General features: G+C 64.3%; 17 protein-coding genes. 12 read left to right on the top strand and 5 right to left on the bottom strand.

Going from position 1 to position 16,206, the window contains the following annotated elements; all coding sequences use genetic code 11:
• Positions 1 to 357: 357 nt before the first annotated feature.
• On the top strand, positions 358 to 792 hold the full coding sequence (locus tag JQ587_RS22975) for a DUF5330 domain-containing protein (protein WP_212300364.1): 435 nt from the start codon (positions 358 to 360) through the stop codon (positions 790 to 792).
• A gap of 69 nt (positions 793 to 861) precedes the next feature.
• Positions 862 to 1,290: a SufE family protein gene (locus JQ587_RS22970; protein ID WP_212300363.1), complete on the top strand. Its 429-nt coding sequence runs from the start codon at positions 862 to 864 to the stop codon at positions 1,288 to 1,290.
• A gap of 103 nt (positions 1,291 to 1,393) precedes the next feature.
• On the opposite strand, the gene JQ587_RS22965 is transcribed toward JQ587_RS22970, so the two are convergent.
• Both JQ587_RS22965 and JQ587_RS22960 read right to left on the bottom strand, forming a co-directional pair.
• A complete protein-coding gene (locus JQ587_RS22965) occupies positions 1,394 to 1,810 on the bottom strand; it encodes a Ros/MucR family transcriptional regulator (protein ID WP_212426803.1) in 417 nt (138 codons plus the stop codon).
• A gap of 159 nt (positions 1,811 to 1,969) precedes the next feature.
• Positions 1,970 to 2,857 carry a DUF308 domain-containing protein gene (locus JQ587_RS22960; protein ID WP_212426802.1) on the bottom strand — a complete coding sequence of 296 codons (888 nt, stop codon included), beginning with the start codon at positions 2,855 to 2,857 and terminating at the stop codon, positions 1,970 to 1,972.
• A gap of 313 nt (positions 2,858 to 3,170) precedes the next feature.
• Here JQ587_RS22960 and JQ587_RS22955 point away from each other — a divergent pair, with 313 nt between their 5' ends.
• Together JQ587_RS22955 and JQ587_RS22950 are read left to right on the top strand one after the other, a co-directional pair.
• Positions 3,171 to 4,820 (top strand): glycosyltransferase family 39 protein, encoded by a 1,650-nt coding sequence (locus JQ587_RS22955; protein ID WP_212300360.1) that lies wholly within the window; start codon positions 3,171 to 3,173, stop codon positions 4,818 to 4,820.
• A gap of 127 nt (positions 4,821 to 4,947) precedes the next feature.
• The gene (locus JQ587_RS22950) at positions 4,948 to 5,727 is read left to right on the top strand and encodes a class II aldolase/adducin family protein (RefSeq protein ID WP_212300359.1); all 780 of its coding nucleotides are present in this window, start codon (positions 4,948 to 4,950) and stop codon (positions 5,725 to 5,727) included.
• Positions 5,728 to 5,994: 267 nt separating this feature from the next.
• Here JQ587_RS22950 and JQ587_RS22945 read toward each other — a convergent pair whose 3' ends face one another.
• The 3 genes from JQ587_RS22945 to JQ587_RS22935 form a co-directional block, all read right to left on the bottom strand.
• Complete coding sequence (locus tag JQ587_RS22945) at positions 5,995 to 7,389, bottom strand: M20/M25/M40 family metallo-hydrolase (RefSeq protein WP_212426801.1); 1,395 nt, start codon at positions 7,387 to 7,389, stop codon at positions 5,995 to 5,997.
• A gap of 25 nt (positions 7,390 to 7,414) precedes the next feature.
• Positions 7,415 to 8,764, bottom strand: coding sequence for a glycosyltransferase family 87 protein (locus JQ587_RS22940; RefSeq protein ID WP_212426800.1), 1,350 nt, complete (start codon positions 8,762 to 8,764; stop codon positions 7,415 to 7,417).
• A gap of 128 nt (positions 8,765 to 8,892) precedes the next feature.
• Positions 8,893 to 10,515 carry a helicase HerA-like domain-containing protein gene (locus JQ587_RS22935; protein WP_212426891.1) on the bottom strand — a complete coding sequence of 541 codons (1,623 nt, stop codon included), beginning with the start codon at positions 10,513 to 10,515 and terminating at the stop codon, positions 8,893 to 8,895.
• A 345-nt stretch (positions 10,516 to 10,860) separates the two neighbouring features.
• Here JQ587_RS22935 and JQ587_RS22930 point away from each other — a divergent pair, with 345 nt between their 5' ends.
• The 8 genes from JQ587_RS22930 to JQ587_RS22895 form a co-directional block, all read left to right on the top strand.
• The gene (locus tag JQ587_RS22930) at positions 10,861 to 11,226 is read left to right on the top strand and encodes a DUF2267 domain-containing protein (protein WP_212426890.1); all 366 of its coding nucleotides are present in this window, start codon (positions 10,861 to 10,863) and stop codon (positions 11,224 to 11,226) included.
• Between the two features lie 24 nt (positions 11,227 to 11,250).
• Complete coding sequence (locus JQ587_RS22925) at positions 11,251 to 11,658, top strand: DUF4332 domain-containing protein (RefSeq protein WP_212300356.1); 408 nt, start codon at positions 11,251 to 11,253, stop codon at positions 11,656 to 11,658.
• 181 nt (positions 11,659 to 11,839) lie between these two features.
• Positions 11,840 to 12,700, top strand: a complete 861-nt coding sequence (folP, locus tag JQ587_RS22920) for a dihydropteroate synthase (RefSeq protein WP_212300355.1) — start codon at positions 11,840 to 11,842, stop codon at positions 12,698 to 12,700.
• Positions 12,697 to 13,065, top strand: a complete 369-nt coding sequence (gene folB, locus JQ587_RS22915; protein WP_212300354.1) for a dihydroneopterin aldolase — start codon at positions 12,697 to 12,699, stop codon at positions 13,063 to 13,065. Before folP ends, folB begins: the two co-directional genes overlap by 4 nt.
• Position 13,066: 1 nt before the next feature.
• Positions 13,067 to 13,558 (top strand): 2-amino-4-hydroxy-6-hydroxymethyldihydropteridine diphosphokinase, encoded by a 492-nt coding sequence (folK, locus tag JQ587_RS22910; RefSeq protein ID WP_212300353.1) that lies wholly within the window; start codon positions 13,067 to 13,069, stop codon positions 13,556 to 13,558.
• 80 nt (positions 13,559 to 13,638) lie between these two features.
• Positions 13,639 to 15,513, top strand: a complete 1,875-nt coding sequence (locus JQ587_RS22905) for a methylmalonyl-CoA mutase subunit beta (protein WP_212426799.1) — start codon at positions 13,639 to 13,641, stop codon at positions 15,511 to 15,513.
• Complete coding sequence (locus JQ587_RS22900) at positions 15,510 to 15,974, top strand: GFA family protein (RefSeq protein WP_212426798.1); 465 nt, start codon at positions 15,510 to 15,512, stop codon at positions 15,972 to 15,974. The genes JQ587_RS22905 and JQ587_RS22900 overlap by 4 nt, the downstream gene beginning before the upstream one ends.
• A 23-nt stretch (positions 15,975 to 15,997) precedes the next feature.
• Positions 15,998 to 16,206, top strand: a 209-nt coding sequence (locus tag JQ587_RS22895; RefSeq protein ID WP_212426797.1) for a methylmalonyl-CoA mutase family protein, incomplete at its 3' end; no start/stop codon positions are given.

Here is a 16,206-nt window from a genome sequence, read left to right as displayed (position 1 = left end):
TCCTTATCGTTGAGCCACCGTGTCAGAGTGACCTTAAACGAGTGCTAAGGCGGGTCGGCGTGCGACCGGACACCGCGATATCGCGGAGATTTTTAGGCGATTTGACGATGTCATCATCGCAGATGGTGAACACAGGGTTTCGCGAGCCGGATCATGGTTTCGAATTGGTGGATGCGGGTCCGGGCCACCACGGTTGCCCGCATCAATCGAAAATTTACGAGACCTCTATCCGCGAAGATTCTTGCGTAAATTTTCCGCGAATTAAGCTCAAGGCAATGACTTGCGATTTATCGAGAGTTGCTAGGTCGAAACGCGCGCGGAAATCGCCGTCGCGGGATCGAACATACAGGTCGCAAGATGCGCTTTCTGCTTCGCATCACATTCTGGCTCGGGCTGGTGCTGGTGCTCCTGCCGCGGGACAAGACGCCCGAATCGGGCAAGCTGCCGCAAATCGGCGCAGCCGACGCGGTGCAGGCTGCGACCGCGGCCGTCTCCGACATGACCCAGTTCTGCAAGCGTCAGCCCGCGGCCTGCGAGGTCGGCGGACAGGCCGCCACCATCATCGGCCAGCGGGCGCAGGACGGCGCGAAGAAGATCTACCAGATCATCAACGACAAGAAAGACCAGATCACCAACGAGAAGAACGAGAAGACCGACAAGAAGGCGCCCGACCACACCGGCTCGATCACGATCGCCGGTGAAGGCGATACGGCTGCGACCGAAGCGCCGCGCGACACGCTGACCCAGGACGATCTCGCGCTGGAATGGCGCGGCCCCGAAACGGGGAATTAGGCACCAAATCCTATCGATTTCGGCAGCCTGCGTCCCTATATTGGCCTGAACAGGAACCACGGGCCATCAATGACTTCGATTGACGACATCAGGGACAATTTTGAGCTTCTGGACGACTGGGACGACCGCTACCGGTACGTCATCGAGCTCGGCCGCACCCTGGAACCGATGCCCGAGGACGAGCACTCGGCCGAGAACAAGGTGCAGGGCTGCGTCAGCCAGGTCTGGCTCCAGAAGCTGGTCGACCGCGACGGCGGTGCGCCGATCCTGAAATATCGCGGCGACAGCGACGCACATATCGTGCGCGGGCTGGTCGCGATCGTGCTTGCGCTGTACTCCGGCCGCACGCCGCAGGAGATTCTCGATACCGACGCGATTTCCGTGTTCAACGAGTTCGGCTTCCGCGACCACCTGACGCCGCAGCGCTCCAACGGCCTGCGTTCGATGGTCGAGCGTATCAAGACCGACGCGAAAGAGGCGCTGGCGGAAGCGTCGTAAGAAGCTTCGAAGGGTAGGCAAAGCGCAAGCGTACCCACCATCTCGAGTGCGTGGGCACGGCGCTTCGCGCCTTTGCCCAACCTACGAAACCGAGCACGCCGCTCTACTTTCCCTTCTTCCGCTGCTGCTGTCCCAGGCCCATCTTCTTCGCCAGTTGCGAACGCGCCACCGCGTAGTTCGGCGCGACCATGGGATAGTCGGCCGGCAGGCCCCATTTCTCGCGATATTGCTCGGGCGTCATGTTGTACTGGGTGCGCAGGTGGCGCTTCAGCGACTTGAAGCGCTTGCCGTCTTCGAGACACACCAGATAGTCCGGCGCGATCGACTTCTTCAGCGAGACCGCAGGCTTTGCCGGCTCGAGCGGTGCTTCGGCGCGGCCCGACGACACCCGCGTCAAAGCGCCGTGCACCTGGCTGATCAGGTTCGGAATCTCGGCGGCCGGCGTCGGGTTGTTGCCGACATAGGCCGACACGATGCTCGCCGTCAGCTCGATGAAGTTCTTGGCCCCGGCATCAGACATGGGCGCCCTCTCTCCAATCTGGCTCCGTCGCTGCATTGGCGGCGGTGAAGTATTCTCTGTCAACAATACGTTTGGCTGAAATACGACGACTGGCGAATGTGAGCCTATTACTGATCTCGCGACAACAGCCACGAGGCTTTACTTCAAGGCTGGAGGTCTTCAGCCGCGCTGGTCGAGATGCGCACGCAGCTCGTCAATGGAGGCAAAGCGCATCATGCCCTCCGGCATCTGCGCCTCGATCGAGCCATCGGAATAGAGCGAATAGGCCATGCCGTCGACGATGCCGGATTTGAGCACCGTCACCGACGCCGGTTCGACCGGTGGCGGCTCGGGTGCAGGCGGAGGTGCGACAGGTGCAGCAGGCTCGAAGGCCGACGACGGGCGCGGCGGCCGACGCGCCGCGGGCGGCTCCGGCGGCCGCGCGCGATCCGGCTTCGGCCAGGCGTCCTCGAAGCTAGCGGGCGGAGTTTCGGGCGCAGCCGCTTCCGCCGGCTCGGCGTGAGCCTGCAGCGGCGGGTTCTCGGCAGCCTTGGTCTCCTTGGCCTCGGCGCGCTCGCGCTCCTTGCGCGAGCTCGAGGCGAACAGCAAATTGCGCCTTCGCGGCGCTTCCGGAGCTGCGGAGGGGGGCGGAAGTGGAGGCGGAGGCGCTTCGGGCTCGGCCGGTGCCTCCGCGCGCGGGCGCGCCGGCGTGGGCACTTCGGCCTGCCATGGCGGCGCAGCCGGCGGTACCTGCGGATCACCCCGCACCGCCGTGGCAGGCTCCGGCGCAGGCGCACCCAGGCCATTTGGCCCGGCGAGACCCGGCGGCAGCACCGGCCTCACGCGAACCTCCGACGCTGCGGCTCCAGCCAGACGGCGGCCGATCGCTTGCAGCTCGAGCAGGACGACGTAGAGGCCGACCAGTAACATTCCGGAGCAGACGCCAATCGTCCCGCTCGTTATGAGCGTGCTGCCGACGCTGAATTCCCTGTAGCCGAAGCCATACGCGACCGTAAGGAGGCCCGCCACGACGGCGAAAATCCCTGCGATCAACAAAGCCACGCTCATCGAACAAACCCCCGGCCACGCGTCCACACGCGGCACCCGCTACGCCACGATACCGTCTTACAGCGTTCCTCGCCAACGACCAATTGCCGCCGCCGTTCCTAAAGGGAAGGATATCAGGGACTTATTCACATTCCCTTCAGCAACGGTCCGCTAGCTCTCATGTGCTCCAAGTTGGCCGGAAATTGCTGCGTCGCATCAGGAATTTAGCCATAATGCCCAATTACTTGGTAATGGAACTGCGCTATAGGGATTCCGGGGAACAGGCCCGCGCGCACCAGCAGGGCCAAGAGGGGATTCCGGGTCACCAATAGCCATGACATCCATCACGACCTCGGCGATCGACACGCCTCTCGGGCGCTCGGTTGAACGGACTTGCGACGACCTCGCCATGCTGGTGCTGGCTGCCGTCGCCGTCATTGCAGGCCTGACCTTCCGCGATTACGGGCTCGGCTGGGACGACTATACCCATGCCGAATATGCCGACCTGCTGCTGCGCATGTACGGCTCCGGCTTCAGGGACACGGCCGCGCTCTCCTTCGCCAACCTCTATATGTACGGCGGCGGCTTCGACATGGCCGCAGCGCTGCTCCACAAGATCCTCCCGCTCGAGCTGTTCGAGACGCGACGCCTGGTCGGTGCGACCGTCGGCGTGATCGGGCTTGCGGTGACCTGGCGGCTCGGCCGCCGCGTCGGCGGACCTCTTGCCGGCCTCGGCGCGCTGCTGCTGCTGGCGCTCTGCCCGATCTTCTACGGCCACATGTTCATGAACCCGAAGGATGCGCCCTTCGCGGTGGCGATGATCATCCTGATGCTCGGCCTGGTCCGCCTTGCCGAGGAATATCCAAATCCCTCGCCGCGCACGATCCTGATCGTCGGCCTGGGTGCAGGCCTCTCACTTGGCACGCGCGTTCTCGGCGGGCTGGCGCTGGTCTATGCGATGATCGGCTTCGTCCCGCTGTTCCTGGAGGAACTGCACGCCGAGGGCGCTCGCGAAGCGGTGCGCCGTTTCGTCCATGTCATCTACGTGTTGTTGCCCGGCCTCGTGCTCGGCTACCTCGTGATGGGCCTGATCTGGCCGTGGTCGATCATCGAGCCCGGCAATCCCTTCGAGGCCTTGACCTATTTCTCGCACTTCTTCGAGAAGCCCTGGAAGGAGATGTTCGACGGCGCGATCGTCTCCGTGCCCGACATGCCCTGGTCGTATCTGCCGACGCTGTTCGCGCTGCAGCTGCCCGAAGTGATGCTGGTGCTGATGGCCGGCGCGGTGATCGGCACCTTCGCCATGCTGCCGCGCCGCGAGACTCCGGCGCGCCGCAAGACCATCATGCTGATGCTGACGCTGGCAGCGACGCTGCCGCTCGCGATCGCAATGGTGAAGCGGCCGGCGCTCTACAACGGGATCCGCCATTTCGTCTTCGTGATCCCGCCGATGGCGGTGCTCGGTGGCATTGCCTTCGGCTGGGCCATGGAGCGCCTGCGCGCCAACCAGCGCGCCTGGCAACCGGCGGTGCTCGCCGTGTTCTGCTTCGGCCTTGCCTTGCCGCTCGCCGAGATGATCCGGCTGCATCCCTATCAGTACACCCACTTCAACCACATCGCCGGAACGGTACGCGCCGCAGACGACCGCTTCATGCTGGACTATTGGGGCCTTGCGCTGAAGCAGGCCTCCGACGAACTGCGCGAGCAGCTCGTCGAGCGCCAGGAAGTGCCGCCGCGCAATCGCAAATGGAAGGTTGCGGTGTGTGGTCCGCAGCGCCCGGCCCAGGTCGCGCTCGGCCCGGACTTCACCATCGGCTGGGATTCCAACGCGGCCGATTTCGCCATGACGCTCGGCGAGTTCTACTGCAAGGGCCTGACGGCGCCCGTGATGGTCGAGATCAAGCGCGACGACGTCGTGTTCGCGCGTGTCTACGACATCCGCGGCCGCAGCATTTCCAGCCTGCTGTCGATCCCGGCGCCGTAAGATTTTTCTCCGGATCCGCCGGGTTCATGCGGGCTACGCTGAACTGCCGCGCTCTGCACGCCTTGCTGCCAGCTGTTTGCAAGACTAGGCTCCCCCTCCGCAACAACGAGGTTCGGAGAGATTTGCCATGTCACCAGCGGAAGCGCGCCTGAAGGAAGTGCCGTCTGATATGACGGAGGCCGAGTGGCAGCAACGGATCAATCTCGCCGCCTGCTATCGCCTCGTCTCGCTGTATGGCTGGGACGATCTGGTCGACACCCACATTTCCGCGCGCGTGCCCGGCCCCGACCATCACTTCCTGATCAATCCCTACGGGCTGATGTTCGACGAGATTACGGCCTCGAGCCTGGTCAAGGTCGATCTGCACGGCAACCAGCTCAGCGAGAGCGAGTACAGCATCAATCCGGCAGGCTTCACCATCCATTCGGCGATCCACGAGGTGCGCGAGGACGCAATCTGCGTGCTGCACCTCCACACGCTGGACGGCACCGCGGTGTCGAGCAGCGCCGAAGGCCTGCTGCCGCTGAACCAGACCGCGCAGCTCGTCACCCATGACCTCGCCTATCACGACTATGAAGGCATCGCGCTCGATCACGACGAGCGGCCGCGGCTGCAGAAGGACCTCGGCGATCACAACCACATGCTCCTGCGCAACCACGGCACACTGACCGTCGGCCGCTCGGTCGCCTCCGCTTTCGAGCGCATGTACCACCTCGAGCGCGCCTGCTCGATGCAGGTGCGCACCCGTGCGCTGGGCACGCCGGTCTATCCGGTCGAGGAGATCGCGATCGAGAAGAACACCGAGCTGCTCGCCAACCGCGACCGCGCCGAGCTGCGTTCCACCACTCTCGTGTGGCCGCCGCTGCTGCGCAAGCTCGACCGCGAGCTCCCGGGCTACCGCTCTTGAGATTTCGCGGATTTGGTGTAGGTTAGTTGTCACCTACCTCTACATGTTTTGGAATGAAACGCCGCCCAATTCCGGGCGGCGTTTTTATTTTGGGCCCCGCCGTCATTGCGAGGAGCCCGCGACAAAATTGCGAAGCAATTTTGCGCTGGTGCGACGAAGCAAGCCAGACTGTTTCCTCGAATGGATTCTGAATTGCTTCCGCCTTCGCCGAAGGCTTCGGCGGACACGTCGCTTCGCTCGCAATGACGAGGATAGAGTTTCCGTGCGCTACTTCACGTCCGCCAACGCCGCGAGAATCCGGGCCCAGGAGCGGATGCCTTTCTGGAAGCTGCGCAGATCGTACTTCTCGTTCGGCGAGTGGATGTTGTCATCGTCGAGGCCGAAGCCGACCAGCAGCGAGTCAAGCCCAAGCGCGCGCTTGAAATCGGCAACGATCGGGATCGAGGCGCCGGAACCCATCAGCACGGTCTCCTTGCCCCATTCCTCGGTCAGCGCTTGCCTCGCCGCCGCGAGCGGCTTCATGCTCCAGTCGAGCGCGACGGCCGGCGCGGCGGAATGGTCGCCGAACTCGACCTTGCAGTCGCCCGGAATCCGGGCAGTCACGTAGTCGCGGAACGCCTTGCGGATCTTCAGGGGGTCCTGCCCCTGGACAAGGCGGAACGAGACTTTTGCCGAGGCATGCGAAGGGATCACCGTCTTGGAGCCTTCGCCGATATAGCCGCCCCAGATGCCGTTGACGTCGCAGGTCGGGCGCGTGGAGGCCTGCTCGACCATCAGCCGCCCCTTCTCGCCGGCCGGGATCGACAGGCCGACCGGCTTAAGGAACGACTCCGGCGTGAAGTTGAGCTTCTTCCACTGTTCCAGAATGTCCGGCGGCGTATCCTTTACGCCGTCATAGAAGCCGGGAATGGTGATACGGTTGTCGTCGTCGAACAATCCGCCGAGAATCTTGGTCAGCAGCCGGATCGGGTTCATCGCCGTGCCGCCGAACACGCCGGAATGCAGATCGCGGCTCGCGGCGGTGATCTTCACCTCTTCATACAGCAGGCCGCGCAGCGCCGTGGTGATCGCCGGCGTCTCCGGATCCCACATGCCGGTGTCGCAGACAAGCACGTAGTCGGCCTTGAACTCGTCCTTGTTGGCCTCGACGAACGGCACGAAGTTCTTGGAGCCGACCTCCTCCTCGCCTTCGATCAGGAAGGTGACGTCGATCGGCAGCGAGCCCGTGACTTTCTTCCAGGCGCGGCAGGCTTCAACGAAGGTCATCACCTGACCCTTGTCATCCTCGGCGCCGCGCGCAACGATGATCTTGCGGCCGTCGGCATGATCGGCCACGACCGGCTCGAACGGCGGACGGTGCCAGAGCTCGAGCGGATCGACCGGCTGCACGTCGTAATGGCCGTAGAAGATCACATGCGGCCGTCCGCCCGATTTGACCTTGCCGACGACGGCAGGATGGCCGGCGGTCGGCCTCACCTCGGTCGCGACGCCGAGGCTCGCGATGTCCTTGGCCAGATGCTCGGCCGCCGCCTTGCAATCCGCGGCAAAAGCCGGATCAGCGGAGATCGACTTGATCCGCAGCAGCGAGAACAGGCGCTCGAGGCTGTTGTCGAAGTCCTTGTCGATGTGGTCGAGCACGGATTGAAGCTGCGCGTTGGCCATGGTCGGATGTCCCACTTTTCAAGTCTCAAGATGGTTGTGGTTTTAGCCCTGCCGCGGCGTCCGAGCTAGCCGCAGCCGGCGGATGCCGGATGTGCCAGGCAAGCACAACTGCGAGGATCGCCGTCGCCAGGAGGTTGTTGCCCCAAGCCTGGACGGCGAGGGGAATCGGCGGCAGCGACAACAGCATGAGAATGCCGGCGGCGCCAAGCGCGAGCCCGGTTCCCAGCCGCACCTTCGGCCGCGCATCGAAGGCCGTCCGATGTATCAGCACCGTCAGCGGCAGGAACAGCCACATGAAGTAATATTGTCGCGCCAGCGGCGAGGCGACCGTCATCAGGCAGAACAGGATGCCGAGTTCCTCGGCGTCGGATCGCGCCGTCCTTTTCCGTTGTGACGGTATGACCGCGATGAAGCCGAGCCCGAGCAATGACGATACCGCGAGCACGATCCAGTTCGCCGTCTTGTAGTCGACGTCGATGACATTCATCGTGCGCGCCGGCTTGCGGGGATCGTCCAGATTGTAGTTGATCGGCCGGACCAGCCGGTGCGTTACCGCGATGATGGACTGGTTGACCCACGACCAGTTCTGCTCGTCGCGCTGGCCAAATCCCTTTTCCGAGCTCGAGCCGACCATGCCCTGGTACCAGGTGCTGAGCTCGGCCGCGTTGCGCTCGAAGCCGCGGATCGGCGCCGGCACGAGATAGAGCAGGACGCCAATGAAAGCGAGCATGCTGACGACGGCGGCCCACTGCCTCCGCCAAACCAGATAAGGCAGCACCGCGATCGGAAACACCTTAATGGCGGTGGCGAGCGCGAACATGAAGCCCGCGAACCAGGATCGCCGATGCTGAAGGCTCCAGAAGCCGTACAGCATCATCGCCAGCAGAACGAGGTTCGGCTGACCGAGATCGAACATGTCGAACACGAAGGAGACGGTGACGACCGCCGGCAGCGCCTCGAGCCACGGGCCCGGCTCGCGACCCGAGCCAGTCATGGCATTGGAAAGGATGCTCGTGTACCACCATGCGACCCCATTGAGGATCGACAGCACGATGTAGAGCGGGATCTTACCGAACCAGCTCGGGATCGCCAGCAGGATCGCCGGCAGCGGCGGATAGATGAACTCGAACGGGTGATCCATCGCGCTGGGATAGAGCGCGCCGCCATGCAGCACCTGCTGCCCGGCCCAGTACCACAGCGCATAGTCCTTGGTCTTGCCACGGCCGAAGATCTCCGGGCCGAGGACATCCGCGGTCAGGATCAGGCAGCAAAACAAGAAGAGCAGGTCGAGCGGCGCACGCAGCGAGAGAGTTCGGAGTGCGTCGGCTTTGTCGGTTGGATTCGGTGGTGTCACATGATGTCCAGTCGGAAACATATAGCACGTAGCAGACCGACGGACGCTTGGAGAGTCCCCCTCACCCGAATTTGTACCTGGCAAAAATGACGCTTCCGGCATCAGCGGGGCGGCGCTACCGACCACTGGCCTGCGGCCGGTCGTTCTGCCTACCTTCGCAGCAATCCGCCGAGCGCACCGCGGACGAGCGCGCGGCCGACCGAGCCGCCGAGCTGGCCGCCGACCGATTTGCCGAGATCGGCCACGACGCCGCCGACCACCTTGTCGGTGACCGTGCGCGTGACGTCGCGCGCGATGCGCTGTCCTGTCGTCAGCCGGTTTCGTCCGGTATTGGTGCCGAAGATGGTGCCGACGATCGAGCCGATCTGGCCAAGGACGCCGCCACCGCTTGTCCCGGCCTGGCCGTCGGCCGGCGCCGCAGTGCCGGCGATGCGCTTCTGCAGGATCTCATAGGCGGATTCGGAATCGATCGCGGTGTCGTATTTGCCCTTCACCGGGCTCGCATCCATGATCGCCTTGCGCTCCTCCGGCGTGATCGGCCCAATGCGGGCCGATGGCGGCCGGATCAGCACCCGCTCGACCATCGCCGGTGTGCCGTTGCCTTCGAGGAACGACACCAGCGCCTCGCCCTTGCCGAGCTCCATGATCACCTTGGCGGTGTCGAGCTTCGGGTTCGGCCGGAAGGTCTGAGCCGCAGCGGCGACCGCCTTCTGGTCGCGCGGGGTGAAGGCGCGCAACGCGTGTTGCACCCGGTTGCCCATCTGCCCGAGCACACGGTCGGGCACATCGATCGGATTTTGCGTGACGAAATAGACGCCGATGCCCTTGGAGCGGATCAGACGGACCACCTGCTCGATCTTGTCCATCAGCGCCTTCGGCGCGTCGTTGAACAACAGATGCGCCTCGTCGAAGAAGAACACCAGCTTCGGCTTGGGCAGATCGCCGGCCTCGGGTAATTCCTCGAACAGCTCTGACAGCATCCACAGCAGGAATGTCGCGTAAAGCCGCGGGCTCTGCATCAGCTTGTCGGCGACCAGGATGTTGACCATGCCGCGCCCATCGCGGTCGGTCTTCATGAAATCCTTCAAGGTCAATGCCGGCTCGCCGAAGAATTTAGTGCCGCCCTGGTTTTCCAGCACCAGGAGCTGGCGCTGGATGGTGCCGACGGTGGCCTTGGTGACGTTGCCAAAACCCTGGGCTGCTTTGCGGATCGGCGCAAGCGGATCCTCCCCGGCGTCCGACCCCTTCTTGCCGCTGTCGGGGACGATGGCGTCGAGCAACGCCCGCAGGTCCTTCATGTCGATCAACGTCAGGCCGTTGTCGTCGGCAACGCGGTACGCGACGTTGAGCACGCCCTCCTGCACATCGTTGAGGTCGAGCATGCGCGCCAGCAACAGAGGCCCCATCTCCGTGACCGTGGCCCGCACCGGATGGCCTTGCTCGCCGAACACATCCCAGAACACCGTCGAGAACTGGTCGGGCTGGAACGTCAGTCCCATCTCGGTCGCGCGCTTGACGATGAAATCCTTTGCCTCACCGACCTCGGAGATGCCGGAGAGATCGCCCTTGATGTCGGCGGCGAACACCGGAACACCGGCCCGCGCAAATCCTTCCGCCATCACTTGCAGCGTAACCGTCTTGCCTGTTCCGGTCGCTCCCGTGACGAGGCCGTGGCGATTGGCGAGCGCCAGCGTCAGCCAGGCCTGCTCGTCTCCCTTGCCGACGAAGATCTTGTCGTCGGTATCGCCGAGCTTGTTGTCCTGCGCCGTCATCATTCTCTCTATCGTTCGTTTCGCGTATTGAAAGCTCGAGCCTGCCAGTTCCGCAGTTTAGCGCATGTCGCAAGCCGAATGAAACCGTTCAAGGCGCCGGCGACATGCGACATTGTCGGAGACTACGCGCGCGGCATGCGCCAAAAGTCGGAAGCGTACATTCGCACCGCGGCAATTATTCATGAATTTCTTCTCCGCTCTTGCATCGCTGCAACACTTTTCGCGCCTTCGGGAATGAATCGGAACGTTGCGTGCGTTCATCGCTTGTATTTCACATCACACCGGCTCAAGATCATTTTTCGAAATAATACTCCGGCGTGCAAACCGGCTGAGGGGCGGGTCAACATGGACGAGCTGATCGGGCGGCTGGCGACAAGCGCCAGCATAGATAGTGCTGTCGCTGAAAAGACCGTCGGCATTATCCTGGGATTCCTCCGCAGTGAAGGTCCGTCCGACAGCGTGCAGGCCCTGATCGACCAGATCCCGGGCGCAGAAGGGGCGATCGAAGCATCCATGAGCGGCGGCGGGCTGTCGCGACTGATGGGCGGCGGCCTGATGGCCGTCGGCACGCGCCTGATGGGCCTGGGGCTCGGCATGTCCGAGATCCAGAACGTGGCCCGTGAACTTTTTCGCTACGGCCGAGACAAAATCGGAGCGGATCAGATGGGCAAGATCATCGCGGGAACGCCGGGCCTCAGCCAGTTCGCCTGAGCGACGCTTTTCATACCGAGTATCATGACATATCCGATCTCTGAGATTGAGGGCCTGCCCGCCTTTGCCGCCAACAAGTTGAAGGCGCAGGGAATCCGCACGACCGACGCGCTGCTCGAGGCCGCCTCGACCGTGAAGGGCCGCAAGGCGCTCTCCGCCAAGACCGGCATCAGCGAGCAGCTGCTGCTGGAGTGGGCCAACGTCTCCGACTACATGCGCATTCCCGGCATGGGCCGGGCCAAGGTCGGCCTGGTCCGCGCCGCCGGCGTGACCACGGTGCGCGAGCTCGCCTATCGGAATCCGGCAAGGCTGGCGCAGAGCATGCGCGAAGCGAACGACCGCAAGAAGCTCGTCCGCATCCTCCCTTCCGAGAAGTCGGTCGGAGACATCATCGCCAAGGCGAAGAAGCTGCCGCCGAAGATTACGTATTAGGTTTCTGTCTCGGCAAACGCCCTGCCGCGTTAGCTCTCTCCGTCATGCCCCGCGAAGGCGTATCCAGTACTCAGCGGCTCCTCCGCAGGCATGGTCTCGGAGTCCTGGATTGCCCGCCTTCGCGGGCAATGACAGGAAGGTGGTCTTGACTCCCCCTCCCCGACCGCGCAAAGCCACGGCCATGAATGCCTCGCCCTCCCCATCCGTCCCGCCGGCCGGCTCGGCCGGGCTAGATGCGCTGCGGAGGCTACTGGAACGGCCTCTGCCGGCGGTGATGGGCGTGCTGAACGTGACGCCGGACTCCTTTTCCGATGGCGGCGACTTCGTTGCACCGGACCAGGCGCTTGCGCGGGCGCGGGCGATGATCGCTGATGGCGTCGACATCATCGATATCGGCGCCGAATCCACCCGGCCCTACAAGGGCGCCCGGCCGGTGACAGCGGCGGACGAACTGGCCCGGCTGAAGCCGGTGCTGGCTGATATCGTCGCGCTCGGCGTGCCCGTTTCGATCGACAGCATGAAGGCGGAGGTCGTGGCCTACGCGCTCGACCAGGGCGCGGCGATCGCCAACGACGTCTGGGGATTGCAACGCGATGCCGGCATGGCGCCGCTGGTGGCCGCGCGAGGCGTTCCCGTCATCGTCATGCACAACCGCGACAGCGTCGATTCCGCCATCGACATCGTCGCGGACATGAAGGCATTCTTCCTGCGCTCGCTGGACATCGCCGCAAAGGCCGGCATCGCACGCGAAAAAATCGTGCTGGATCCGGGCATCGGCTTCGGCAAGACCGCCGAGCAGAGCATGATCGCGCTGGCGCGACTGCGCGAGCTCGACATGTTCGGCTTGCCGGTCCTGGTCGGCGCCTCGCGCAAGCGTTTCATCGCCTCGGTGTCACCGTCGGAGCCGAAAGAGCGGCTCGCCGGCTCGATCGCCGCGCATCTGATCGCCACCCAGAAGGGGGCAAAGATCATCCGGACCCATGACGTCGCCGAGACCTTGCAGGCCCTGCGGGTCGCCAACGCAATCGAGAGCAAGCAATGACGGATACGATCTTCGTTACCGGCCTGTCGATCCATGCACGCCATGGCGTGATGGATCACGAAACCCAAGTCGGCCAGCGCTTCGTGATCGATCTCGAGCTCTACACCGATCTGTCGGAGCCCTCGCGCAGCGACCGCCTCGTCGATACCGTCTCCTATGCCGATGTGGTGGCGACCACGACGGCGGCGTTCAAGAACACCAATTACAAGCTCTTGGAGCGCGCGGCGGGCGCCGTTGCCGACGCCATCCTGTCGCACTTCCCGCGCATCCGCGCCGTCAAGATCACCGTGCACAAGCCGCACGCGCCGATCGCCGCGATCTTCGACGATGTCGGCATCATGCTGACGCGCTCGCGGCATCCTTGACATGGCGAGCGTGCTGATCGCACTCGGCGGCAATGTCGGCGACGTCCGCGCGACATTCGCCAAGGCGATCGCCTGTATCTGCGGCATGGCGCAAGCGGCGGTGATCGCGCGTTCGTCCGACTATGCGACGCCGCCCTGGGGTGACGAGGATCAGGATCCCTTCATCAACGCCTGTGTCGAGATCGAGACCGACCTCGATCCGCACGCACTATTGTTCGTGATGCAGAAAGTCGAGCGGAAATTCGGCCGCACACGCGACAAAACGAGGCGCTGGGGCCCACGCACGCTCGATCTCGACATGATCGCCTATGACGATTTGTCGTTTCAGAAGCCCGACCTGACCTTGCCGCATCCGCGCCTGTTCGAGCGCGCCTTCGTGCTGGTGCCGCTGGCCGAAATCGCGCCGGACCGCGTGATATCAGGCATTCGTGTGCGCGACGGGCTCGCCAGCGTCTCGACGCAAGGCATTGAGCGGCTTCCGGATACCGGTTAACCAAAAACAACCGTTTGCAGGGGCGGTCCGCCGTGGCAATTTCGCCTGCGAATAACAAGCGTTTGGGAGTCCTTGGCCGTATGACCTCCGTGACTGACGATCTGCCGCTGGCGGCCGATTTTCCCAAGGCGACGGACGCGGACTGGCGCAAGCTGGTCGACGGCGTGCTGAAGGGCGCCCCGTTCGAGAAGCTGGTCGGCAAGACCTATGACGGCATCAAGATCGAGCCACTCTATCCGCGCGCCAAGGGTGCTGCGCCGGTGGCGGGACGGACCGCAGCCGCGCCCTGGCAGATCATGCAGCGGATCGACCATCCCGATGCAGCCATGGCGAATGCGCAGGCCTTGCTGGATCTAGAGAACGGGGCCACGGGCCTTGAGATCGAATTCGCAGGGGGGCCTGGCGCGCGCGGCTTCGGTGTCGTCGACGCCGAGCCGGCGACGCTGGCACGGCTGTTCGATGGCGTGTTCCTCGAGGCCGGTGTCGCAGTCTCGCTCAACCCAGTGGCCGGCCGGCAGGATGCCGGCACGCTGTTCGCCGATATGGTCGAGGCTCAAAAGCTCGATCCCGCCAAGATCGACGTGCGCTTCAACTACCAGGCCCTGAGCACGTTCGCCGTGCGCGGCGCCGCGCTCGCGCCATGGTCGGAGTACGAAGCGCCCTTCGCGCGCATCGTGTCGGGCTTGATCGGACGCGGCTTCAAAGGTTCGTTCGTGCTCGCCGACGGCCGGCCCGTGCACGATGCCGGCGGTTCCGAGGCCCAGGAGCTCGCGTTCGCGCTGTCGCTCGGCGTGGCTTACTTGCGCATGCTCGAGCGCGGCGGCATCGATCTCGACGTCGCGCGACAAGCAGTTTCATTCCGGCTCTGCGCCGACGCCGATCAGTTCCTGACCATGGCCAAGTTCCGCGCGTTGCGGCAGCTCTGGGCCCGCGTCGAGCAGGCCTGCGGCCTCGCGCCTCGGCCGGCTTTCATCGCCGCGGAAACCGCCTGGCGCATGCTGACGCAGCGCGACCCTTACGTGAACATGCTGCGCGCGACGATCGCGACCTTCGCAGCGGGCCTCGCCGGCGCCAATGCGATCACCGTGCTGCCGCACACGCTGGCGCGCGGACTGCCCGATCCCTTTGCACGGCGCGTGGCGCGCAACACGCAAGCACTGCTGCTGGAAGAAAGCAACCTCGCCAAGGTCAGCGATCCCGCGGCGGGATCCGGCGGCATCGAGACGTTGACGGCGCAGCTCTCCGATGCGGCCTGGGCGCTGTTCCAGGAGGCTGAAAAGGCCGGCGGCGCCTTCGCCGCGCTTCAACAGGGCCTGTTCCAAAGCAAGGTCGCGGCAACGCGCAAGGCGCGCGAGGCCAACATCGCAAAGCGCCGCGACGTGCTGACCGGCGCCAGCGAGTTTCCCAATCTGCACGAGGCCGATGCCACCGTGCTCGACGTGAAGCCGGTCGCGCTGCCGTCCGCGGCCGAGCCGAAATGCAAGTTCGAGGCACTGGCGCCGATGCGCCTCGCCGCGCCGTTCGAGGCGCTGCGCGATACATCCGATGCGGCGTTGAAGGCGCGCGGCAAACGGCCGAGCGTGTTCCTGGCCAATCTCGGCACGCCTGCGGACTTCACCGCGCGTGCGACCTTTGCAAAAAGCTTCTTCGAGGCCGGCGGCATCGAGGCCATCGACAGCGAGGGTTTTGGCGATCCCGCCAAGCTCGCTGCCGCCTTCAGGGCTTCCGGTGCAGCTCTCGCCTGCCTTTGTTCCAGCGACAAGGTCTATGCGGAACACGCTGAGACCGCAGCCAAGGCCCTGCAAACCACGGGCGCGCGACTTATCTATCTGGCAGGCCGTCCCGCCGGGGCCGAGGCGGCCCAGCGTGCAGCCGGTGTCACTGGCTTTGTTTTTGCCGGCGGCGACGCTCTTGCAATGTTGCAAGACGCCTATTTGCGGATGGAGCCGGCATGACCGAAACCAGCAAACCCGTTCTCACCGGCGGCTGCCAATGCGGCGCGGTGCGCTTTGCAATCTCGGCGACACCGAACCGGATTTCGATCTGCCACTGCCGCATGTGCCAGAAGGCGAGCGGGGCGCCGTTCGCATCGTTCGCCGACGTCAACCGCACCGATTTCGCCTGGACCAAGGGACAACCGTCGTTCTTCCGCTCCTCCACGATCGCCGATCGCGGCTATTGCGCCGCCTGCGGCACGCCGCTGAGCTTTGGCCGCATCGACGGCGAGCGGATCGAGATCATGACCGGCGCGTTCGACCGCCCCGACCGGCTGGTGCCGACGCGGCAGTACGGAACTGAATCCCGCCTCGGTTGGGTGGTCGGCATCTCCAATCTGCCGAGCCAGACCACGCAACAGAATTACGGGCCGGAGAAGATGGCGACCATCGTCAGCCATCAGCATCCGGATCACGATTGAGCGTCCATGATATGGTTGAAGCCATGAGCCGCATTCCAAACTTTGCAGACATTGCCTTCGAGCGGACGGCAACCTCCGCACCGTCAGGCAGCGCCGAGCCGTGGCTGACGCCCGAGGGCATTCCGGTGAAGCCCGCTTATGGCGAGGCCGATGTGGCCGGGCTCGATTTCCTCGAGACCTATCCGGGGATTGCGCCGTTCCTGCGTGGCCCCTACCCGACCATGTATGTCAA

It is taken from the genome of Bradyrhizobium manausense (assembly GCF_018130615.1).
In the GTDB taxonomy this organism is placed as follows: Bacteria; Pseudomonadota; Alphaproteobacteria; order Rhizobiales; family Xanthobacteraceae; genus Bradyrhizobium; species Bradyrhizobium manausense_A.
This window is presented reverse-complemented; position numbering and strand designations above follow the sequence as displayed.